At 71.0% G+C, this 20,738-nt stretch carries 20 protein-coding genes; 13 read left to right on the top strand and 7 right to left on the bottom strand.

What is annotated here, in order from left to right; all coding sequences use genetic code 11:
* Positions 1-551 precede the first annotated feature (551 nt).
* From purH to sucC, 5 genes are all read right to left on the bottom strand, one after another.
* Positions 552-2,186 carry a bifunctional phosphoribosylaminoimidazolecarboxamide formyltransferase/IMP cyclohydrolase gene (gene purH, locus ITJ50_RS04860; RefSeq protein ID WP_194590016.1) on the bottom strand — a complete coding sequence of 545 codons (1,635 nt, stop codon included), beginning with the start codon at positions 2,184-2,186 and terminating at the stop codon, positions 552-554.
* Entirely contained in the window at positions 2,183-2,776 is a 594-nt protein-coding gene (gene purN / locus ITJ50_RS04855; RefSeq protein WP_042539801.1) for a phosphoribosylglycinamide formyltransferase, read from the bottom strand. The genes purH and purN overlap by 4 nt, the downstream gene beginning before the upstream one ends.
* 41 nt (positions 2,777-2,817) lie before the next feature.
* The gene (locus ITJ50_RS04850) at positions 2,818-4,896 is read right to left on the bottom strand and encodes a DUF6350 family protein (protein ID WP_194590015.1); all 2,079 of its coding nucleotides are present in this window, start codon (positions 4,894-4,896) and stop codon (positions 2,818-2,820) included.
* A 141-nt stretch (positions 4,897-5,037) separates the two neighbouring features.
* Positions 5,038-5,925: a succinate--CoA ligase subunit alpha gene (gene sucD, locus ITJ50_RS04845; RefSeq protein ID WP_042539799.1), complete on the bottom strand. Its 888-nt coding sequence runs from the start codon at positions 5,923-5,925 to the stop codon at positions 5,038-5,040.
* An 11-nt stretch (positions 5,926-5,936) separates the two neighbouring features.
* Positions 5,937-7,106: an ADP-forming succinate--CoA ligase subunit beta gene (gene sucC, locus ITJ50_RS04840; RefSeq protein WP_194590014.1), complete on the bottom strand. Its 1,170-nt coding sequence runs from the start codon at positions 7,104-7,106 to the stop codon at positions 5,937-5,939.
* Between the two features lie 223 nt (positions 7,107-7,329).
* Here sucC and ITJ50_RS04835 point away from each other — a divergent pair, with 223 nt between their 5' ends.
* The 4 genes from ITJ50_RS04835 to ITJ50_RS04820 all read left to right on the top strand — a co-directional run bounded on the left by ITJ50_RS04835 (position 7,330) and on the right by ITJ50_RS04820 (position 10,829).
* Positions 7,330-8,961, top strand: a complete 1,632-nt coding sequence (locus ITJ50_RS04835; protein WP_140448535.1) for a RecQ family ATP-dependent DNA helicase — start codon at positions 7,330-7,332, stop codon at positions 8,959-8,961.
* A gap of 244 nt (positions 8,962-9,205) precedes the next feature.
* Positions 9,206-9,493, top strand: coding sequence for a hypothetical protein (locus tag ITJ50_RS04830; RefSeq protein WP_017888156.1), 288 nt, complete (start codon positions 9,206-9,208; stop codon positions 9,491-9,493).
* Between the two features lie 50 nt (positions 9,494-9,543).
* Positions 9,544-9,909, top strand: a complete 366-nt coding sequence (locus ITJ50_RS04825; RefSeq protein ID WP_194590013.1) for a hypothetical protein — start codon at positions 9,544-9,546, stop codon at positions 9,907-9,909.
* A complete protein-coding gene (locus tag ITJ50_RS04820; protein ID WP_194590012.1) occupies positions 9,906-10,829 on the top strand; it encodes an oxygenase MpaB family protein in 924 nt (307 codons plus the stop codon). Before ITJ50_RS04825 ends, ITJ50_RS04820 begins: the two co-directional genes overlap by 4 nt.
* Here ITJ50_RS04820 and ITJ50_RS04815 read toward each other — a convergent pair.
* The gene (locus ITJ50_RS04815; protein ID WP_042539791.1) at positions 10,802-11,329 is read right to left on the bottom strand and encodes an FHA domain-containing protein; all 528 of its coding nucleotides are present in this window, start codon (positions 11,327-11,329) and stop codon (positions 10,802-10,804) included. The genes ITJ50_RS04820 and ITJ50_RS04815 overlap by 28 nt on opposite strands.
* Before the next feature lie 103 nt (positions 11,330-11,432).
* Between ITJ50_RS04815 and ITJ50_RS04810 the strand changes: the two genes are divergently transcribed.
* The 8 genes from ITJ50_RS04810 to ITJ50_RS04775 all read left to right on the top strand — a co-directional run bounded on the left by ITJ50_RS04810 (position 11,433) and on the right by ITJ50_RS04775 (position 16,145).
* Positions 11,433-11,726 (top strand): WXG100 family type VII secretion target, encoded by a 294-nt coding sequence (locus ITJ50_RS04810; protein ID WP_042539789.1) that lies wholly within the window; start codon positions 11,433-11,435, stop codon positions 11,724-11,726.
* An 89-nt stretch (positions 11,727-11,815) separates the two neighbouring features.
* Positions 11,816-12,109 (top strand): hypothetical protein, encoded by a 294-nt coding sequence (locus ITJ50_RS04805; protein ID WP_071250203.1) that lies wholly within the window; start codon positions 11,816-11,818, stop codon positions 12,107-12,109.
* Entirely contained in the window at positions 12,106-13,314 is a 1,209-nt protein-coding gene (locus tag ITJ50_RS04800) for a putative T7SS-secreted protein (protein WP_071250201.1), read from the top strand. Before ITJ50_RS04805 ends, ITJ50_RS04800 begins: the two co-directional genes overlap by 4 nt.
* Positions 13,263-13,955: a hypothetical protein gene (locus ITJ50_RS04795; protein WP_139179598.1), complete on the top strand. Its 693-nt coding sequence runs from the start codon at positions 13,263-13,265 to the stop codon at positions 13,953-13,955. Before ITJ50_RS04800 ends, ITJ50_RS04795 begins: the two co-directional genes overlap by 52 nt.
* Complete coding sequence (locus ITJ50_RS04790; protein WP_139179597.1) at positions 13,952-14,536, top strand: hypothetical protein; 585 nt, start codon at positions 13,952-13,954, stop codon at positions 14,534-14,536. The genes ITJ50_RS04795 and ITJ50_RS04790 overlap by 4 nt, the downstream gene beginning before the upstream one ends.
* Before the next feature lie 17 nt (positions 14,537-14,553).
* Complete coding sequence (locus ITJ50_RS04785) at positions 14,554-15,096, top strand: hypothetical protein (RefSeq protein ID WP_071250193.1); 543 nt, start codon at positions 14,554-14,556, stop codon at positions 15,094-15,096.
* Between the two features lie 27 nt (positions 15,097-15,123).
* Positions 15,124-15,915, top strand: coding sequence for a hypothetical protein (locus ITJ50_RS04780; protein WP_194590011.1), 792 nt, complete (start codon positions 15,124-15,126; stop codon positions 15,913-15,915).
* Positions 15,912-16,145, top strand: a complete 234-nt coding sequence (locus ITJ50_RS04775; RefSeq protein WP_071250189.1) for a hypothetical protein — start codon at positions 15,912-15,914, stop codon at positions 16,143-16,145. The genes ITJ50_RS04780 and ITJ50_RS04775 overlap by 4 nt, the downstream gene beginning before the upstream one ends.
* A gap of 117 nt (positions 16,146-16,262) precedes the next feature.
* On the opposite strand, the gene ITJ50_RS17610 is transcribed toward ITJ50_RS04775, so the two are convergent.
* The gene (locus tag ITJ50_RS17610) at positions 16,263-16,385 is read right to left on the bottom strand and encodes a hypothetical protein (protein WP_267237812.1); all 123 of its coding nucleotides are present in this window, start codon (positions 16,383-16,385) and stop codon (positions 16,263-16,265) included.
* A gap of 27 nt (positions 16,386-16,412) precedes the next feature.
* On the opposite strand from ITJ50_RS17610, the gene ITJ50_RS17765 reads away from it, so the two are divergent.
* Complete coding sequence (locus ITJ50_RS17765; RefSeq protein WP_323749885.1) at positions 16,413-20,729, top strand: FtsK/SpoIIIE domain-containing protein; 4,317 nt, start codon at positions 16,413-16,415, stop codon at positions 20,727-20,729.
* Positions 20,730-20,738 lie beyond the last annotated feature (9 nt).

The raw sequence follows: 20,738 nt of genomic DNA, 5'->3' as shown, positions 1-20,738 counted from the left end.
GGGTCCCCGGGTCGCGCTGCGCGGTGCGTGCTTGCTTGCTGCTTGCTTGCTTGCTTGCTTGCTCGCGTCGCGCGGCTTCGGCCTGGAGGCTCGGTGTGGCGTTGCGTGGTGATCATCGGCCGGGCGCGTGGTCGCGTCTCCGCCGTCACTCGCGTGACGTCGGTCGGGCCGGAGGCACCGGGGGAGCGTCGTCCCCCGGGTTCAGGCGGGTGGTTCGCGGACGCCGGTGGTGCTGCGTCGCGGGGCCGTGGGAACGGCCCGACTAGACGGCGGCCGCGACGCGGGGTCGCGGTGCGATCGGGGATCGCCGTGCGGGAGTGGTCCCCACGACGGACACGAGACCTGCGCGGGCGGCCGTCGCCACGGTTCCGGTCATGTTGTCCATCGTCACTCCAGTCGTCGTCTTCGTCACCGTTGTGTCCGCGGTGCCGCCGGTCCCGAGGGATCGTCGGCTGCCTGCCGCGGAGCCTTACAGACTATTCACAGTGACTGTCGCCGCGCAATGGTCTGCCACCGATTGTTCACATCGGTGGACGAAGTGGCAGTGCACATCAGTGGAAGAAGTGGCGCTCGCTCGTGAAGTACATCGTCACGCCAGCAGCCTTCGCCGCAGCGATGACCTCGTCGTCACGGACGCTGCCACCGGGCTGCGCCACCGCACGGACACCGGCGTCGAGCAGCACCTGCAGGCCGTCGGCGAACGGGAAGAACGCATCCGACGCCGCGACGCTGCCGGCAGCCCGGTCACCCGCACGGTTCACGGCGAGGTGGCACGAGTCGACCCGGTTGACCTGGCCCATGCCGACACCGACGCTCGCGCCCTGGTTCGCGAGCAGGATGGCGTTGGACTTCACCGAACGGCTGGCACGCCACGCGAAGGCCAGGTCGGTCAGGGTCTGCGCATCGGCGGGCTCGCCGGCGACGAGGGTCCAGGTGGACTGGTCGAAGCCCGTGAAGCGGTCGGCGTCCTGCACCAGGAACCCGCCGGAGACCTGCTTGACCTCGCGGTCGGCGAGCGCGAAGTCGGCCGGCAGCGTGAGCAGGCGGATGTTCTTCTTGCGCGACAGGACCTCGAGCGCCTCGGGGTCGAACCCGGGGGCGACGACGACCTCGGTGAAGATGTCCTTGACGGTCTCGGCCATGGCCAGGGTGACCGGGCGGTTCGCGGCGATGACCCCGCCGAACGCCGACAGCGGGTCGCAGGCGTGCGCGGCGGCGTGGGCCGAGGCGATCGGGTCGGCGGCGTCGGCCGGGGCGATCGCGATGCCGCACGGGTTGGCGTGCTTGATGATCGCGACGGCGGGCTCGTCGAAGTCGAAGGCCGCGCGGACCGCCGCGTCGGCGTCGACGTAGTTGTTGTACGACATCTCCTTGCCGTGCAGCTGCGTCGCCTGTGCGATACCGGTGCCGTCCGGCGTCGTGTAGAGCGCCGCGGCCTGGTGGGCGTTCTCGCCGTAACGCAGGGTCGCGGACAGCTCGGCACCGACCGACAGGTGCTCGTCGAACGCGCCAGGGGTCCGGATGTCGCCGGAGGTCGTCGGGGCTGCGGCGGCGGAGACGACGTCGCTCGCGAAGTAGGACGCCACCGCGGTGTCGTACGCGGCGGTGTGCGCGAAGGCCTGAGCGGCGAGGCGCTTGCGGAGCTCGAGCGTGGTGCCGCCGGCACGCACGGCCTCGACGACCTCGGGGTAGGACGCCGGGGACACGACGATCGCCACGTTCGGGTGGTTCTTCGCCGAGGCACGGACCATCGCGGGGCCGCCGATGTCGACGTTCTCGACCACGGTCGCGGTGTCGGCGCCGGACGCCACGGTCTCGACGAACGGGTAGAGGTTCACCACGACGAGTTCGAACGGCGCGATGTCGAGGTCGGCGAGCTGCTGCTCGTGCGACTCGAGCCGCAGGTCGGCGAGCAGGCCGGCGTGCACCGACGGGTGCAGCGTCTTCACGCGACCGTCGAGCGACTCGGGGAACCCGGTGACGCTCGCGACGTCGGTGACGGCGTAGCCCGCGTCACGGATGGTCTGCGCGGTGGAACCGGTCGACACGATCTCCACCCCGGAGTCGGCCAGGGCGCCGGCGAGCTCGAGCAGGCCGGACTTGTCGCTCACCGAGATCAGTGCACGGCGGACCGGCACCACGTCCCGGTCGCGGTAGAGGCTGGGGTCGGCTGCGTGCACGCTCATGCGCTCGGGGTGCCCTTCAGTTCGGTGGTGCCGTTGGCGATGTCGAGGATGGTCTGGATGAGCAGGCGGCGCTCGACCGGCTTGATGCGGTCGTGCAGCGTCGACTCGCTGTCGCCCGGCAGCACCGGGATGCGCTCCTGGGCCAGGATCGGCCCGGTGTCGACGCCGTCGTCGACCGCGATGACGCTCGCGCCGGTCTCGGTCACGCCGGCGGCGAGTGCGTCGCGCACGCCGTGGGCGCCGGGGAACTCGGGCAGGTACGCCGGGTGGGTGTTGATGATCCCCGGTGCGAACTCGGACACCACGGCCGGGGGCAGCAGGCGCATCAGGCCGGAGAGCACGAGCAGGTCGGGCGACCACGGACGGATCTGCTCCGCCAGGGCCTGACCCCACTCGGCGCGGGAGTCGTAGCGGGTGAACGGGACCGTGAAGGTCGGGATCGAGAACTCCTCGCCCAGCCCGAGCCCCTCGGCGTCGCGGTCGGCACCGATGGCGACGACACGGGCGGGGTACTCGGCGTCGAAGGTCGCTTCGAGCAGGGCTCGGAGGTTCGACCCGGTACCGGAGATCAGGACGACCAGTTCGAGCACGGCACCAACCCTACCGGGAGGCACGGCGTCGGCGGGCGCTGTTACCGGTCGTCCTTCGGCTGTCGCCACCAGGGCAGTTCGTCCTCGGGGATCTGGTCGGTGACGTCCCACTTCGCCTGGCGGGGCTGCTGCTCCCGCTCCGGTGTGGCCGCCCGGGTGTCGTGGGCGACGTCGACGCGGTCCGCCTCGGCGGTCTCGTCCAGGTCGTCCCGGCCGGCGACGAACTCCTCGGTGCTCCACGGGAACGCGGGCTGGGCGTCGGTGGGCACGCGCGGCGGTGCTGCCGCGGGGGCGGTGGCCGTGGGCGGCTCGGGGGCGGGCTGCTGCGGCTCGGCGTCGGAGCCGGTCACGCGGCCGCGCAGTGCACCGGCGCGTCCCCGGACCCCCTCGGCCGCGCCGGCCAGACGGTCGCGCAGGCCGCCCAGGGCTGCTCGTCCGGTACCGCGTCGCACCGGTTCGGGCTCGGCGGCGAGGCGGTCGGCGGCCACCGCGTCGGTCTTCGCCCAGTCGGGGAGCTCGACGTCGTGGTCGGTGTCGCCGGCACGCGGTGCGCGGGGTGGAGGCGTGGGTGCGGAGGCGGGGTCGGGTTCGCGGGCGGGGCGGGGCGGTGTCGCATCGGCCGGCTCGTCCCCGACGACCTCGCTGCCGATCGGCCCGGTCGTGTGTTCGGTCGTCGCGTGTTCGGTCGTCGCCCGCGGGCGCGCTGCCGTCGACCCGTCGTGGGACTCCTCGACGACGAAGCGGTGCACGTCGGTGGTCCGTCCGGCCCCGGCCTGGTCGAGCGCGGCGAGCAGAGACCCCTCGCCGAGGTCTGCTCCGGCGCGCGCGGTGTCGTGGTCCTCGTCGGCCTCGGCGGCCTCGTCCGCTTCGGTCCAGCGCTCGCGCCTCCACCCGCCCTCCGGCAGGCGGACGAGGTCACTGCCCGCGGCGAGGGCGATGATCGCCGGCAGGCCGACCTCGAGTGCGGCGAACCCACCGACCGCCAGGGCGTTCGGGCCGACGTCGGCCAGGCGTCCCGGGCCGAACGATCCGGACGACACCCAGGCGACGAGCCCCGTGAGCACGCCGGCGACGAGTCCTGCCGCGACGCCGCCGAACGCACGGTGCAGCGCGGAGTCGGCGGTGCCCAGGGCCCGCACCAACCGGGGCCGCATCGAGCCGCCGATCGCGAACCCGGCGATGACGGGCACCAGGATCCAGACGAGCCCGAAGGTGTGACCCGAGGTCGGCAGCGCGCCGAAGACCGGCAGGCCGGGGATCGGGCCCAGGGTCGTGGCGATCGGGGACACGCTCGACCCGGTGCCGATGGCGAACCCGGGGCCGATCAGCCACGAGGTCGCCCACCCGACGAAGTCCGGCAGGAACGCGAGCTGTCCGACGGTGAGCGCGACACCACCGATGACCCCGGCGTGCGACTGCTCGTACAGGGTGATGACCTCGGCGAACGAGGTGAAGAGCAGCAGGCCGACCAGCACCGCGGCCACGCCGACGACCACGGCGGTCGCGGCGGTCCCGGCGCGCAGGCCGAACCCGGCGACGGACCGCCAGACGGCGGGGACGCGGTCGACCAGGTCGATGACCCGCTGGGTGACGGCGTCGGCGGGCATGTCCCGGCGACGACGGCAGACCTCGGACGCGGCGAGTGCGGGGATCCCGAACCAGAGCGCCGGCAGCACCACGGCCTGCCAGAGCGTGGGGTGGGTGGCGGCGGAGGTCGTCGACAGCGCGACGGCCAGACCGAGGACCGCGACGACGGCGGTGCCGACCAGCAGGCCGGTCGTGCGGTGCTCGGTTTCGGCGAACCGGCGTCCGGCACGGGCGCCCAGCCAGGCGGTCACGACCGCGAACCCGAGGGCCGCCAGGGTGACGTGGATGGGGTCGGCTGCGCCGCTGACCCCGGTGCTCTTGGCGAGTGCGGAACCGAGCAGGAACGAGACGTCGACGCCGTGCCCGACGAGCCAGACGCTGCCGGTGGCCTTCCAGAAGACGTCCCAGTCGACCTGCAGGCCGTACTCGAACCCCCAGAGCAGCGTCAGCGGCACGAGGGCGATCCCGATGCCGACGCCGACCGTCACGACCGCCTCGATCGCGGCGAGCAGAGCGGTTCCCAGGCGGTTCATCGCAGCGAGGATACGTGCCCCTCGCGCGGCCACCCCGGAGCCGCGCGGCTGCCGACGCAAAACACCGGTGTTCGCAGGACGAACACGCGCAGGACGCGGTTCACCCGACGAACACCGGTGTTTTGCGGAACGGGCTGGTCGCTAGCGGGCGGCGACGACCTCGCGCAGGAGCGCGGCGGTCTCGGACGGCGTCTTGCCGACCTTGACGCCTGCGGCCTCGAGCGCCTGCTTCTTCGCCTCGGCGGTGCCGGCCGAACCGGACACGATCGCGCCGGCGTGCCCCATCGTCTTGCCCTCGGGAGCGGTGAAGCCCGCGACGTAGCCGACGACCGGCTTGGTGACGTGCGCCTTGATGAACTCGGCCGCGCGCTCCTCGGCGTCGCCACCGATCTCACCGATCATCACGATGGCCTCGGTCTCGGGGTCGGCCTCGAACGCGGCGAGCGCATCGATGTGCGTCGTGCCGATGACGGGGTCGCCGCCGATGCCGATGGCGGTCGAGAAGCCCAGGTCACGGAGCTCGTACATCATCTGGTAGGTCAGGGTGCCGGACTTCGAGACGAGCCCGATCGGGCCCTTGCCGGTGATCGTCGCGGGGGTGATGCCGACGAGCGACTCCCCCGGGGTGATGATGCCGGGGCAGTTCGGCCCGATGATCCGGGTCGTTCCGCCCTTCGCCTTGGCGTGCGCCCAGAACTCGGCCGAGTCCTGCACGGGGATGCCCTCGGTGATGACGACGACGAGCGGGATCTCGGCGTCGATGGCCTCCGTCACCGCGTCCTTCGCGAACGCCGGCGGGACGAAGACGATCGAGACGTCGGCACCGGTGGTGTCGATGGCCTCGCGCACCGAGCCGAAGACCGGCAGCTCGACGTCACCGTGGGTGACGGTGGTGCCGGCCTTGCGGGCGTTGACACCGCCGACGACGTTCGTGCCGGCCTTGAGCATCAGGGCGGTGTGCTTCGTGCCCTCGCCGCCGGTGATGCCCTGGACGATGACCTTGGAGTCCTTGTTGAGGAAGATCGACATGGTCAGTCCCTTCAGGCCGCTGCGGCGGCGAGTTCGGCGGCCTGCTCGGCCGCATCGTCCATGGTCGCGGCAACGGTGACGAGCGGGTGCGCTGCCTCCGCCAGGATCCGACGACCCTCTTCCACGTTGTTGCCGTCGAGGCGCACGACGAGCGGCTTGGTGGCCGCGTCGCCGAGGATGCCGAGCGCGGCGACGATGCCGTTCGCGACGGCGTCGCACGCGGTGATGCCGCCGAAGACGTTCACGAAGACGCTCTTCACCTGCGGGTCGCCGAGGATGACGTCGAGGCCGTTGGCCATGACCTCGGCCGAGGCGCCGCCGCCGATGTCGAGGAAGTTGGCGGGCTTCACGCCGCCGTGGCGCTCACCGGCGTAGGCGACGACGTCGAGCGTCGACATGACGAGCCCCGCGCCGTTGCCGATGACGCCGACCTGGCCGTCGAGCTTGACGTAGTTCAGCCCGTGGGCCTTCGCCTTGGCCTCGAGCGGGTCCTCGCTGGCGGTGTCCTCGAGGTCCTTGTGGCCCTCGTGGCGGAAGTCGGCGTTCTCGTCGAGCGAGACCTTGCCGTCGAGTGCCAGGATCTGGCCGTCGCCGGTGCGGACCAGGGGGTTGACCTCGACGAGGGTCGCGTCCTCGCCCTTGTAGACGTCGTAGAGCTTGACGAAGACGTCGGCGACGGCGTCCTGCAGCTCCGATGGGAAGTTCGCCTGCGCGGCGATCTCGAGCGCCGCGGCCTTGTCGATGCCGGTCAGCGGGTCGACCTCGACCCGGGCGAGTGCCTCGGGCTTCTCGACGGCGAGCTGCTCGATCTCCATGCCGCCCTCGACGCTGGTGAGCGAGAGGTAGGAGCGGTTGGCCCGGTCGAGCAGCACGGAGAAGTAGAACTCCTCGGCGATGTCGGCACCCTGGGCGACCATGACCCGCTGGACGGTGTGGCCCTTGATGTCGAGGCCGAGGATGGCCTGCGCGTGTTCGAAGGCCTCGTCCGGGGTCTTCGCGACCTTGACGCCGCCGGCCTTGCCGCGACCGCCGACCTTCACCTGCGCCTTGACGACCACGACGCCGCCGATCTTCTCGGCCGCCGCCTTCGCCTGCTCGGGGGTGTCGGCGATGATCCCCTGCAACACGGGGACGCCGTAGGACTCGAAGATGTCCCTGGCCTGATACTCGAAAAGATCCACGCTGTTCTTCTTCCCGCACGGTTCGTGCGATCGGCATCGGTTTCCCGGTCGCGCACTCCACATCGAGGGTCGCTCGATGTCGAGACAACGGCCGCCACGCAGCCTAGCGCTGCTCGGTGGACGGCCGGTGCACGGATGCCGGAGCGGGCCGGCTCCGACGGGCGTGAGCCGCTGCGCGCATCGCTGGGACCGGCCTCAGGCTCCCGCTCGGCACTGTGGATCGGTGCACCCCGAACTCCGTACCCGCGCCACCGAGGTCTTCGGCTGGAAGCTCCGCCCCGACCAGGAGTCCGTCATCGACGCGGTCCTCGAAGGCCGCGACGCCCTGGCGGTCATGCCCACCGGTTCGGGGAAGTCGGCGATCTACCAGGTCGCCGGCCTCGGCCTGGACGGGCTCGTCGTCGTGGTCTCCCCGCTCGTCGCGCTGCAGGAGGACCAGGTGGTCGGGCTCGAGCACCATCCGGGTGCGCCCCGCGCCGTCGCCCTGAACGCCACGAAGAAGGCCCGGGACGTCGCCGATGCCTGGGATGCCGTGGCCGCGGGCCAGGTCGGCTACGTGTTCCTGGCGCCCGAACAGCTGGTGAAGGACGACGTGCTCGAGCGACTCCGCGATGCCGGCGTCGCGCTGGTCGCCGTCGACGAGGCGCACTGCATCTCGTCCTGGGGTCACGACTTCCGACCGGACTACCTGGCGCTCGGCGAGGTCGCGGAGCGCCTGGGCCGCCCGCCCGTGCTCGCCCTGACCGCGACGGGCTCCGCTCCGGTGCGGGACGACATCGTCGAGCGGCTCCGCATGCGCGACCCGTTCGTGCTCGCGTCGGGGTTCGACCGACCCGGCATCCGACTCGAGGTCATCCGGCACGCCGAGGACGCCGAGAAGCGCCAGGCCGTGGTCGACCAGGTCGCCGAACTGGACGGGGCCACGGTCGTCTACGTCGCCACCCGCGCCGCGACCACGGAGTACGCCGATGCCCTCGCCACCCGTGGTCGTCGCGCGCAGCCGTACCACGCCGGCATGCGCGTGGCGGAGCGCGAGTCCGTGCACACCGGGTTCCTGGACGGCGACGTCGACGTGGTGGTGGCGACCAGCGCGTTCGGCATGGGCATCGACAAGCCCGACGTCCGGTACGTCGTGCACGCCGACGTCCCGGAGTCGGTCGACGCCTACTACCAGGAGATCGGACGGGCCGGGCGGGACGCCGAACCGGCCGGCGCCACCCTGCACTACCGCGCCGAGGACTTCGGCCTGCGCACGTTCTTCGCGTCCGGCTCCCCCCGGCCCGCATCGGTGCGGGCCGTCTTCGACGCCGTCCCGCCCAGCGGCTCGATCGCCCGTTCCGCGCTCACGGAAGCCTCGGGTCTGTCGGCCCGCACCGCCGGCCGTGCGCTCAACGCCCTGCTCGACGCCGGCGCCCTGCGCGACGACGTCGACGGTGTCTCCCGGATGCCGGACGGCCCCCGGGACGCCGACCGTGCGGCCCGCGCCACCGCCGACCGAGCCGCCGAACGGGAACGGGTCGAGGAGTCCCGCATCGCGATGATGCGCCAGCTCGCCGAGACGACCGCGTGCCGCCGGCAGTTCCTGCTCGGCTACTTCGGCGACGAACTGCCGGAGCCGTGCGGCAACTGCGACACCTGCTCGTCGGGCACGGCACGCGACGCCTCCGCCCACGTCGCCGACGGTGCGAACGACGCCGTCTGGCCACCGGATGCCCGCGTCGAGCACGCGGAGTGGGGCACTGGCGTGGTGATGAGCACGGAAGAGGACCGCATCACGGTGTTCTTCGAGTCCGCCGGTTACCGCACCCTCGCACTCGCCGACGTCGAGGAACGCGACCTGCTCGAACGCGTCTGACAGCGGCACGGACGGAGCACGGACGGAGCGCACCGGCGGCCAGCGCACCAGCGCAGCCGACCCGGGCGGGGAAGGCGCGGTCGCTCGACCACCCGTCGGCGACCGCGCTCCACTCCCCCGAGCATCGGCGATGCTGCCGTGACGGCGTGACCGGGAGGTGACGCCCGGGTGAACACGACACGAAACCGGACAGCCGCCAAGCACCCGCGGGTAGGCAGGAAGCCCGCAACGGAAAGGAACCACCATGAGCGACCCCGGCATCAGCCCCGTCGACGACTTCGACTCCCAGCAGCGTCGCGACGACGACATCGACCGTGAGCACGTCGGCCCGTACGAGGTGGACGAGGCCGAGGAGTCGCTCGAGACCGTCACGAACGACGCGGTCGCCGGCGAGACGGTGGAACCGCAGCCCGGTGACGGCTCCGACGACGGTCCCACCGGCGGATCCCCGCGCGAGGGCTCGCCCGACCTGTGGGAGCAGGACGAGGAGCGCCCGGACCTCGGCGGCGACCTCGGCACGAAGCCGCTCTGAGCGCTGACCTGATCAGGCTCCCCCGGAACACGGCTCGGTAGCATCGGGCCGTGTTCCGACGAGTCCGTGCCAGCGTCCGCAGCATGCCCTCGGCGGCGCGGCTGCTGGCCGTCGCGGTGATGCTGCTGGTCGCCGCCGCAGCGCACCTCGCCGCCCGCTCGGAGCCCGGTGGCCGCTGGGTCCCGCTGCTCGTCGCCGGCGTCCTCGGCGCGCTGGTCACCGGTTCCCCGACCCGCCTCTGGCCGCTCCCCGCGATCTGGCTCGTCGCGACGCTCCTCGCCCTGACCGGTGACGCGCCCGTCGACCCCGCCTCCGCACGGGTCGCCGTGATCGTCGGCGCAGTCGCGCTCCTGGTGGCGATCGCTGTGGACCTGCGACCCGTCCTGCGGGCGCGACGCCGACGGGGTACAGCGTGACCACCCCACGGCCTGGAGGCTCGGCGCACGACCCGCACCGGGCCTCCCGTCCGTCTCCCGCGCACGTCCACGACCGTCACCTGCGTCGGTTCCTCGCCGACAGCACACCCGTGGCCGCGGGCGGCCGCGCCATCCTGCTGCAGATCGCCGACCCGGTCGTCGCGGCCGGTGTCCGACGGCACTCGGACTTCGCCCGGCGACCCCAGCAGCGGCTCGCCCACACCCTGATGTTCATCTACGCCGTCGTCATCGGCACGGAGTCCGACTCGGCGACCGCGACGGGCTTCGTCAACCACGCGCACGGGCCCGTCGCCGGCGCCGACGACGTCGACCGGCAGCTCTGGGTGGCCGCGACCCTGTTCGACTCCGCCCGGCGGGCGCACGACCTGTTCGGCACGAAGGTCTCCGCTGCCCGGGCCGAGCAGGTCCTCGCCGCCTACGCGCCGATCGCGACCGCGCTGCGGGTGCCAGCGGAGCGCTGGCCGACCTCGGTGGCGGCGTTCGACCGGTACTGGCAGCAGACGCTCGACGGACTGCAGGTCACCGACGACGCCCGCGGGGTCGTCCGTGACCTGCTGCACCCGCGGTTCGCGCCGCTGTGGGTGCGGGCGGCGATGCCCCTCGTGCGCATCGTGACCGTGGGGATGCTGCCGGAACCGGTGCGCACGGCGTACGGCTTCGCGTGGGGGCGGCGCGAGGAGCGGCGCTTCCGGCGGACCGTGCGGGTGGTGGCCGGGGTGCGGTCGCTCGTGCCGCGGGCGCTGCTGCGGGTGCCGGGGCCGGTGCTGCTGCGGGCGATGCGGCGGACCGCCGAGCGACGCAGCGCGGCTGGTGGGGCTGGTGGCGCCGGTGCTGGTGGCGGTGCTGGTGCTGGTGCTGGTGCTGGTGCTGGTCAGCCTGCGAGCACGCGCACGGCGTAGTCCCCCACCATCACGACGTCACCGGGCCGGGCGATGACCTGCGCACCGCCCACGCTGGGTTCCTGGGCACCGGACGCGCGCACGACCACGGTGCCGTTCGACGAACCGAGGTCCTCGACAACCAGGCCGCCGTCACCCGTCGGCCGCATCGCGGCGTGCTCGCGCGACACCGACTTCCCCGGGTCGTCGAGCAGGACCGCTCGTCGCCCCGGCGCGGTCGGGACGCGTCGCCCCACGACCACGGGCTGGTCGAGCGGGACGACGTTGCCCGGGGCGATCTCGAGCACGAGGCGCGGCACGACCCCGATCGTGGGCAGCGGCTGCTCGGTCTGGACGACGGCGTCGGGTTCGTCGTCCGACACCGGGGCAGCGGGCAGCACCCAGGCGCGGGACAGGTAGCCGGCCTGCCGGTCGCGCTCGACGTCTGCACGCGTGACCGCGGGGCGCTTCGGCCCCTCGTCGTCCTTGCGGCGTCGTGCCACGGTGTCCCCCTTCATCATGGAGATCGTTCAGGAATGGTGCGGGCTGCAACGGGATCAAGTATGGTCGAGAAGCGCCGGGGGGCTCCCGGTACTTCACATACGCATCGGGAGGGCATGCGCCATGGCCAATGTCAACGTCACCTACGACGATCTTCGCAACCAGGCTTCGCAGCTTCGCAACGGCCAGAAAGCCATCGAAGACCAGCTGAGCCAGCTCAAGAGCCAGATCGACAACCTCGTCTCGTCGGGCTACGTCACCGACAAGTCCTCGAAGGCCTTCGACTCGACGTACTCGGAGTTCAACTCCGGTGCGACGCAGACGGTCCAGGCCATCGACGGCATGGCCGGGTTCCTCGAGAGCGCGGCGAACACGCTCGAGTCGACCGACGAGCAGCTCGCGTCCAGCATCGGCTGAGACCGGCTCTGAACGGTGGTGGCCGGCGTCTTCGGACGTCGGCCACTCCTCTCAGTATGACCACGTGACACCGGGGGAAGAGGAAGACATTGGCAGGCGGGACTCTGCGCTACCAGGGCGCGAAGATGCAGTCGCTCTGGAGCGACCTGAACGCGGTGAAGAACGAGTTCGACCACGCGGACCAGCACTCGGGTGACGCGGCGGACGCCGTTGGGCATGCCGCGCTTGCGAACCGCATCCGGTCGTTCTCATCGGGGTGGGACAGTCACCGACGCGAACTCAGCGATTCCATCGAGAAGCTCGCGAAGCTCGCACTGAACGTCGATGGCGCCTTCGACGACACCGAATCGGAACTCGTCAAGTCGATTGCGAGCGAGAAGTGAGCGCGCTCGTGGCAGGTCCTACGGGCGATCCCGTTGCCGTTCAGGACATGGCGCAGCGCTACCACCAGATCGCTACCGCGATCAGCGACGCGGCCAGCACCCTCAAGCGACTGGACGGCTCGGATTCGGAGAGCAAAGCGGTCACCGCCTTCCTGAAAAAGGCAGGCGACCTCGCCGACAAGCTCGGGCGCGCCGAAGGCCGCTACTCGGGCACCGGAGACGCACTGTCCGAGTACGCGACGGCGCTCACTACGGCGATCGACGAGGCATCCAGTGCCACTCGGCTGCACGATCAGAGCGAAACCGAAGCGCAGTCCTCCAGCCGCTCCCATGACCGCTACCAGGACCTCGCGAACAGCTCCACCGATCCCGATCAGCAGCAGGAGTACCAGACACTCGCGGACACGCAGCGGTCGCGGGCCGATGGAGCACGAGCAGACGCGACCCAGGCCGCGAGCAGCATGCTTGCCGCCTTGGAAGGGCTCGATACTGCCGCGCAGCGAGCCATAGCGAAGATCGACGACAGCGTTGACGACGGCCTGAACGACAGCGCGTGGGACGACTTCAAGCAGTGGATGAAAGACAACGACGAGTGGATCTCGGTCGTACTGAAGGTCGTGCAGTTCGCGGCGACGGTCCTCGCGATCGCTGCGCTGCTGTTCCCGTTGACGTCGTGGCTCGGAGCCGCCGCGCTCATCCTCATGGGTACGGCGTTGGTAGGCGACACCGCCAAGGCAGCGGCTGGTACCGGTTCCTGGGCGGACGTCGGACTCGACCTGGTCGGCATGGCGACGTTCGGTACTGGCAAGCTCGCCGTGTCGGCTGGTCGGACCGCGGTGTCAGAGGTAGGGATGTCGCGTGTCGGATCGCTCGTCCGAGGCGGGGACGACGTCGCGAACGCCGTCGTCCGGGTGAACCGGAGCTTCGAACGAGTCGCGAGCGAGGGGCTCCGTCCCTGGTACCGGTTCGCCGCGGCCGGTGACGAGGACATCGCTCAGATGGCGCAGTGGCTCAACCGCTCCCGTGTCGGCGCTGCAGGGCAGAGCGCCGAAGCGGTTGCGAAACTCCAGACCTGGATCCGAGTCGGGACCGGCGCGGGGTGGACCGGGATGGCGCTCGACGGGGGCGGATGGCTCAAGGACTACGTTCCCGCATGGAACGACTTGGCCAAGAAGACGACCTTCCGGACAGGCGCAGCGTGGTAGCAGCTGAGGCTGTCGCGAGATCGTACGCGATCGCCCTCCCTGCGGGCTGGATGCACATCCCTGTTCTGGATCGCGACAGCATGCTCGACCTGGTCGGGACCGTAGCGACCGCGCCGGACGAGCCTGGTTGGCGCGCTGCCGTCGGTACCCAGTTCGACACGGCGCTGGCGAGCGACCCGGACCACCGGCTCCTCGACACTTACATGACGCAAGGGCCGATCCCCACCACTGCCATCGCAGCGAACATCACTGTTGCGAAGGTCGAGGTGACCGCTTCGTCCGGGCACAGCCCTGAGGAACTCCTGCTCGCTCGGATGGCGAGAGGTCGTGCACGAGTCAGGTCGGTAGGAGGCTCGGTCTGCGTCGTCGACGATGCTCCACTCGACCCCGATGAGCCGGTGCAAGACGGCGTACAGGTCCTGGCCCGTCAGACGGCGCTGGTCCAGGTGCCAGGCAACGACACGTTCCTGCTGGGGCTGGTCTTCACGGTGGTGAGTGCCGTGACGGACGAGCACGGCCTCGACGCCGTGACCGCCGTGGTGCGTTCACTCACCGAGTTGTTCGATGCGCTCCTCGGGACGTTCCGTTGGCTCGACGGTGACGGCACCGTGATGTCCGCTGCCGACAGGGGACCAGCATGAATTCGCGAATCGCCACCGGAGTCGTGGTCGCGAACGTTGGACCCGAGTGGATCCTCGTACCCGGACGGGAGTCCTTCGCTTCCCCGGAGTTGCTGCAGGACTGGGCCGCGTCCACCGCACGGGCCAAGACACTCGCACGGCCCGAGGCCTTCGAGTGGCTCTCCCTGTCACTCACGGCAGTTGCCGCATCGAGCAACCCCGACGAACTCCGCGCCGTCTACTTGCCCTCCGCGGACGCGGACCTCGCCCTCGTCCGCGTCATCGCTGCCGGTCACGACACCGACACCGGAGACCTGGCTCTGGCCGTCGGGGTCGAAGACCCAGCAGCCATCGAGACCCCGATCGTCGAGCCCTTCACCGCGGCCGGCCTCGGAGAGGGTGTCCGCGCGGTGCGGTTCCACGTCGGGGGCGAAGACCGCTCCGTGACCGGGATCGTCTCGTACGCGTTCGCCGTCGCCGGGACTGTTGTCCGCGTCTCGTACGCCGACGCCGACCTCACCCGACTCACGAACCTGTCCGCGATCGTGGACGACTTCGTCGGAGCGATCACGATGCAATACGGTGAGCCACCGACCAGATGAGCGCGATGAGGAGCGGAATGCAGATCGCAGCCCCGGGGACCCATGAGACGTGGCTTCCCGTCCCGAACGACCTCGGCGGCGCGCCCGTCAAGAAGATCATGAAGTGGGCGCAACCGGCCGTGCGCGACGTCCTCCCCGGTCGCCTCTTCAGCCCGCATCCGAAGCAGATGTTCCTGCAGACGCTGCTGGGGTCGGTCGCGCAGGCAACCGAACCGAACGAGCAGTACTTCGTCCACCTCGCCGAACTCCCGGAAGAGGTGCTCATGGTGCGGGTGCGCTGGGAACCAGCCGAGCAAGACGTCTCCGCACAGCTCCGACGGCTCGTCGGTCCGGGCAACAGCACCGACGTCGAGATCGATGTCGCGGAGCCCGCCGTCATCACCCCAGGGGTTCAGGGGCTGCGCGCCGCGTTGAACCGTGCCGGGGAGCGAGTCGGCTGGGTTGCGGCGTTCGTGGTCGACGGCCTCGCGACACAGCTCCGGATGGAGCTTCCACCAGAATTCATCCCGTCGCTCGAACCCGACGTCGAGTCACTCGCGCGTTCGCTCCGTGCGCAGTAGCGGTACCAGCCGAGGGTGTCGTCGAGGATGACGAGAACGTATCGTTTCCTCGACATCACGGACCGGAAGATGTCTCGTCGGGCGCAGGCCTGGACGCTTGCATCATTGACCGCGTTCGGGCTGATCGCGGTCTGCCTGTGGATCACGTTCCCGACCGACGGCACGCCGGAACGGAGCCGAATTGCCCTCTGGTGCACGTACGGCGCAGTCGGCTTCGGCTACTTCTGGGCCCTGGTCCTCGCCGAGCGGCCTGCTCGTCGGCAATTCCTCTCCGCTTCGTCGACCATCGTCGGCAGCCACATCGTCCTGGTGACGGCCCTCGACTTCACAGTCGTTCCGCCTGGCCGCCGGTTCGCGGTGGCGCTGGAAACGCTCGCGATCGGTCCGGGTCTCGGGATCGGGATCGCCTCGGCCGCGATCGTCGCGCTCATCGTCGTCGGAGCGATCATCATCGCCCTCGTCAGCGCGACCTTCATGTTCATCCAGGCCGCGCGTCTGCCGCGAGCCGACGCGCGTCGACGCATCCGCGCGTTCTCGGCAGCGGGTGCTGTGCTCGGCGGTGCGCTGATTGTTCTCTGCTCCGCCATCGCCCCCGACCCACCGGGCGTCGAGGTATCCCATCCCGGTCGCGGAGCCGGTGGGATGAGATTGGTCTCGCTCTTCCTGCAGTCGTTCGGGATCATCGGGATCCGGCCGGGGTGGTTCCCGATCAGCGTGGTCGTCCTGTTCGTCCTGTCGCTGGTCCTCGTGCTCCAGTTCCTCACGCGCCCGATGTGGCTTCCCCGAGCTGCCGATACCAGGAAGGTGCCCAGGAAATGACTCGACGCCGCAGGCGGAACACGCCGAAGAACCCGTGGTGGTCGTTCACACGCGACGCCCTGATCGTCCTCGCCATCGGCGTCGGCCTGTCGTTCCTCCCCGGCGGCAAGTACGACGTCGGTCCGTGGAACGGGGAGACGGCATGGCTCGTCCGGTACATCTCGTGGGCAGTCGCCGCTGGCCTCGGCGTTGCCATCGGGAGCCGACACATCCGCGGGGCACGGCGGTGATTCTGCGCCCGACGCACGACGTGACCGGCCTCGATTCCTCCACCGCGCCTCCAGTCTGCAATCGGTGTCCACAGGAACGACCGGACCGTGCCTGCCGGACCGGGGAACCTGCGAGAATCAGGCCATGAGCGGCAGCATGACGCTGCGGGGGGCTTCGTCCGACCACCGCGCTGCGACCACGACGACCACGATCTCCGGTGCGGGGCGCTCCACGTGCGCCTGACGTTCACTGCGAGCCACCTTCCGTCGAATGCCTCTGCCGACTTCGTGGTGGAGTGCGACGAGGACACCCTGCTCGGCGAGATCGTCGAGGTCGTCGCCAAGCGGCTCGGCCAGGGAGCCTCGTCGATCGTGGACGTCGCGGTCGACTCCGTCCCGACCACCCCGCACGCGCGCATCGGTGATGGTGTGCTGCTCGAGGGCGCTCGGCTGACGTTCGGGGCACCGGCTCCGGTGCTGCCCCTGCCCGGTGACCTGCCGAGCGTCCGCATCGTCGGCGGTCCGGGTGCCGGCACCGTGGTGGTGCTCGACGCGGGCATCGCCCACGTCGGTTCCGCGCCTGATGCGACGGTGCCCCTGCCGGACCGCACCGCCCCGGAGTACGCCGCGATCCTGCGGCTCGATCTCAACCGTCGGTTCACGATCACCCCGACCGAGGGCTCCACGGTGCTGGTGGACCGCACCGAGGTCGACGACGAGACCCCGGTCGAACCGGGCAGCATCGTCACCATCGGCGACACCCTGCTGTCGGTTGCGGTGCCGGACGCCGACCGAGCGGCGATCACCCTGACCGCCGGTGGCGGCTCGCTCGACTACACCCGGCCGCCACGGCTCCTGCCCGAGGACCACCCGTCCGTCTTCAAGCTGCCGGCCGTGCCGGCGCAGCAGTCGCGGCGCTCCATCCCGATCATCGCGGCGCTGGCGCCGCTCGGCATGGCTGCGGTGATGATCTCGATTTTCCACAACGTCGCGTACCTCGCGTTCGGTCTGATGTCGCCGATCATCATGTTCGGCAACGCCTGGTGGGACCGCCGGAACGGCAAGAAGACCCACAAGCAGCGCGTCGCCGAGTACGAGGAGACGAAGAAGGCGGTCGAGGCGGACGCCCTGGAGGCAGTGGTCCGGTACCAGCGTGAGCTGCGGACGAGCGCGCCCGACCCCGCAACCGTGCTCGACGTCGCGTTGCGGCGTCGTGCCCGCCTGTGGGAGCGGCGCCGGACCGATCCTGACTACCTGACGCTGCGCGTCGGCACCGCTGACGTGCCGTCCGGCGTCGTGCTCGAGGACCCAGCGGCGCTCGAGCACCGTCGTGCGGTCGACAAGCTGGCAGAGGACGTGCCGGTGATCGTCGACCTGGGCGGGCAGGGCGTCGTCGGTGTCGCGGGTCGTGACGAGCACACGCGGCACCTGACGTCGTGGTTCGTGGCGCAGCTCGCGGTGCTCCAGAGTCCCCGTGACACGCAGTTCGTCGTGCTGACTGACGCCCGGTCGGACGATGAGTGGGCGTGGTTGCGGTGGATCCCCCAGGCCCGGCCGGGCTTCGGGCAGGACGCGGTGATCGCGATCGGCAACGACGCCGAGACGCTCGGCGCCCGGGTGGCCGAGGTCGGTCAGCTGATCGATGCGCGACAGCGGGCGATGCGTGAGTCCAACATGCGCGGCATCCCCGGTCCGGACGTCGTCGTCGTGCTCGACGGCGCCCGGCGGCTCCGAGCACTGCCCGGCCTGATCCGCATCCTCAAGGAAGGGCCGGCGGTGGGTGTCCGGGCGATCTGCATCGAGGAAGAGGCCCGGCTGCTGCCCGAGGAGTGCTCCGTCGTCGTCACCGTCGGACCGGAACGCATCCGGGTGGCTGCGCAGCGCCAGGCGACGGTCACCGACGTGCGGCCGGACCGGATCCCGGACAGCTGGTTCGAGACCGTCGCCCGCGCGGTCGCTCCGATGGTCGACGCCGACGACGAGAGCGACGCCGGCGGACTGCCCACCTCGTCGCGGTTGCTCGACGTCATGCTGCTCGAGCCGCCGACGGCCCGTGCGATCACCGGGAAGTGGTCGGTGCGACCGCGCACGACCGAGGTCGTCGTGGGCGAGAGCCTGGACGGCCCGTTCGCGTTCGACCTGCGGAAGGACGGCCCCCACGGCCTCGTCGCGGGCACCACTGGTTCGGGCAAGTCGGAGCTCCTGCAGACGATCGTCGCCTCGCTCGCGGCGACGAACACCCCAGAGGGCATGAACTTCGTCCTGATCGACTACAAGGGCGGGGCGGCCTTCCGCGACTTCGCACCGTTGCCGCACACCGTCGGCATGGTGACCGACCTCGACACGCACCTGGTGGAGCGAGCGCTCGAGTCCCTGGGCGCGGAACTCCGTCGTCGCGAGCACCTGTTGGCCGACGCGGCAGCGAAGGACATCGAGGACTACCTCGACCGCCTCGGTCGTGGTGAGCCGCTGCCGCCGATGCCGCGGCTGCTCATCGTCATCGACGAGTTCGCGAGCCTGGTGCGGGAGCTGCCCGACTTCGTCACCGGCCTGGTGAACATCGCCCAGCGCGGTCGGTCCCTCGGCATCCACCTGATCCTCGCCACGCAGCGTCCGACCGGTGTCGTCTCGAACGACATCCGCGCGAACACGAACCTGCGGATCGCGCTGCGGGTCACCGACTCGAGCGAGAGCACCGACGTGATCGACGCCGGCGACGCGGCCCAGATCCAGAAGAGCACCCCCGGCCGCGGGTACATCCGTCTGGGTGCCGGGGCTCTGCTGCCGTTCCAGTCGGGGCGCGTCGGTGGCCGTCGCCCCGGGCAGTCGACCCAGCGCAAGCAGGTCTGGGCCGGTGCTGTCTCGTGGTCGGCGCTCGGCACTGCACCGCCCGCACCGCCGAAGTCCGAGGTGCAGCACACCGACGAGCGAACGGATCTGCAGGAGCTCGTCGGTGCCGTCACCGCGGCCGCAGCGGAACTCGGCGGTCCGGCTCCCTACCGCCCCTGGCTCGATGCCCTGCCGGAGACGCTGCTCTTCACCGACCTGAACGACCGCGCGTGGGAACTCGACGACAGCACTGCCACGGATGCCAGGGTCGGGCCGCTCCCGTTCGCGCTGCAGGACTTCCCGGGCGAGCAGGCGCAGCGGGTGCGCAGCCTCGACCTCGACTCCGACGGGCACCTGTACGTCGTCGGCGCCCCGCGGAGCGGCCGGTCGCAGGTGCTGCGGACGCTCGCGGCGGCCATCGCCCGGAACACCTCGGCCGCCGACGTCCACGTGTACGCGCTCGACTGCGGCAACGGCGCGCTGCTGCCGATCCAGGCGCTCCCGCACGCCGGGGCCGTCGTCCAGCGCGTCCAGACCGAACGAGCCCAGCGGCTGCTGACCAAGCTGACCCAGGAACTCGCTCGGCGCCAGCAGGTGCTCGCCGACGGTGGTTTCGCCAGCATCGTCGAGCAGCGTGCCGCGGCCGTCGTACCGGCGGAACGCCTGCCGCACATCGTCTTCATGCTCGACCGCTGGGAGGGCTTCGTCGGCTCACTCGGCGAGCTCGACCACGGCGCTCCGACCGACCAGGTGATGACACTGCTGCGCGAAGGCGCCAGCGTCGGGATCCACCTGGTCGTCACCGGAGACCGACAGCTGCTCTCGAGCCGGATGGCCACCCTGGTGGAGGACAAACTCGTCCTCCGGCTGTCGGACCGGGGCGACTACGGACTGGCGTCGCTGAACCCACGCAAGCTCCCGGAGCAGGTCCCCGACGGACGCGCGTTCGCCTCCGAGTCCGCGACGGAGACCCAGATCGCGCTGCTCGCCGCAGCCGGCACCGGGCAGTCGCAGGCCGCCGCCATCACGGCACTCGCGACCTTCGCGACGGAACGCGACCGAGCCGTCGAACGCGCCCGACGTCCCTTCCGCGTCGACCAGCTGTCCGGACCCGTGCCGTTCGACCGTGCGTGGGAGATGCGCGACGACGACGCCGGCCTGTTCGGTCTGGTCGGCATCGGCGGCGACGACCTCACCGCGATCGGGCCTGACCTGGCCGCGGCCGGTTCGTTCGTCGTCGGGGGCCCCGCGAAGTCCGGACGCAGCGCCGTCCTGCTCTCGATGACCCGTTCGGTCCTGCGCGAGGGCGGCGAGGTCGTGCTCGTGACCCCGCGACAGTCCCCCTTGCGCGGGCTGGCGGCGGAACCGGGTGTCCTGGCGGTGCACGAGGGTGCCGATCTGACCGAGGACGACCTCGCACCCCTGTTCGACGGGCAGCCTGGTCGACGCGTCCTGGTGATCGACGACGCCGAGCTCGTCAAGGACGCGCCGGCGAAGAGCTGGCTGCAGGGGTTCGTCAAGCGGGCGGCCGACAACGGTCAGGCGATCGTCGCCGCCGGACTGACCGCCGAGTTCGGTGTCGGGTTCACCGGCTGGCAGGTCGACATGAAGCGCAACCGCTCGGGTGCGCTGCTGAGCCCACAGGCGATCACCGAGGGGGACCTCCTGGGCATGCGCCTGCCACGGAGCAGCATCGTCGAGCGCGTCCAGGTCGGCTCGGCACTCGTGCACCTCGGCGACGGTGCACTCGTGTCGGTGCAGGTCCCCTCCCCGTGATCACACCGG

Source organism: Curtobacterium sp. VKM Ac-2889 (genome assembly GCF_015350855.1).
GTDB classification, from domain to species: domain Bacteria; phylum Actinomycetota; class Actinomycetes; order Actinomycetales; family Microbacteriaceae; genus Curtobacterium; species Curtobacterium poinsettiae.
Note: the sequence above shows the minus strand (reverse complement) of the source record. Positions and strands in the feature narration are given on the sequence as shown.

Bases quoted from the DNA above. Each gene is read 5' to 3' on its own strand.
- purH (WP_194590016.1), bottom strand. From the start codon at position 2,186: ATGAGCGTGCACGCAGCCGACCCCAGCCTCTACCGCGACCGGGACGTG.
- ITJ50_RS04850 (WP_194590015.1), bottom strand. From the start codon at position 4,896: ATGAACCGCCTGGGAACCGCTCTGCTCGCCGCGATCGAGGCGGTCGTG.
- sucD (WP_042539799.1), bottom strand. From the start codon at position 5,925: ATGTCGATCTTCCTCAACAAGGACTCCAAGGTCATCGTCCAGGGCATC.
- ITJ50_RS04830 (WP_017888156.1), top strand. From the start codon at position 9,206: ATGAGCGACCCCGGCATCAGCCCCGTCGACGACTTCGACTCCCAGCAG.
- ITJ50_RS04815 (WP_042539791.1), bottom strand. From the start codon at position 11,329: ATGATGAAGGGGGACACCGTGGCACGACGCCGCAAGGACGACGAGGGG.
- ITJ50_RS04810 (WP_042539789.1), top strand. From the start codon at position 11,433: ATGGCCAATGTCAACGTCACCTACGACGATCTTCGCAACCAGGCTTCG.
- ITJ50_RS04795 (WP_139179598.1), top strand. From the start codon at position 13,263: ATGGAACGACTTGGCCAAGAAGACGACCTTCCGGACAGGCGCAGCGTG.
- ITJ50_RS04790 (WP_139179597.1), top strand. From the start codon at position 13,952: ATGAATTCGCGAATCGCCACCGGAGTCGTGGTCGCGAACGTTGGACCC.
- ITJ50_RS04785 (WP_071250193.1), top strand. From the start codon at position 14,554: ATGCAGATCGCAGCCCCGGGGACCCATGAGACGTGGCTTCCCGTCCCG.
- ITJ50_RS04780 (WP_194590011.1), top strand. From the start codon at position 15,124: ATGACGAGAACGTATCGTTTCCTCGACATCACGGACCGGAAGATGTCT.
- ITJ50_RS04775 (WP_071250189.1), top strand. From the start codon at position 15,912: ATGACTCGACGCCGCAGGCGGAACACGCCGAAGAACCCGTGGTGGTCG.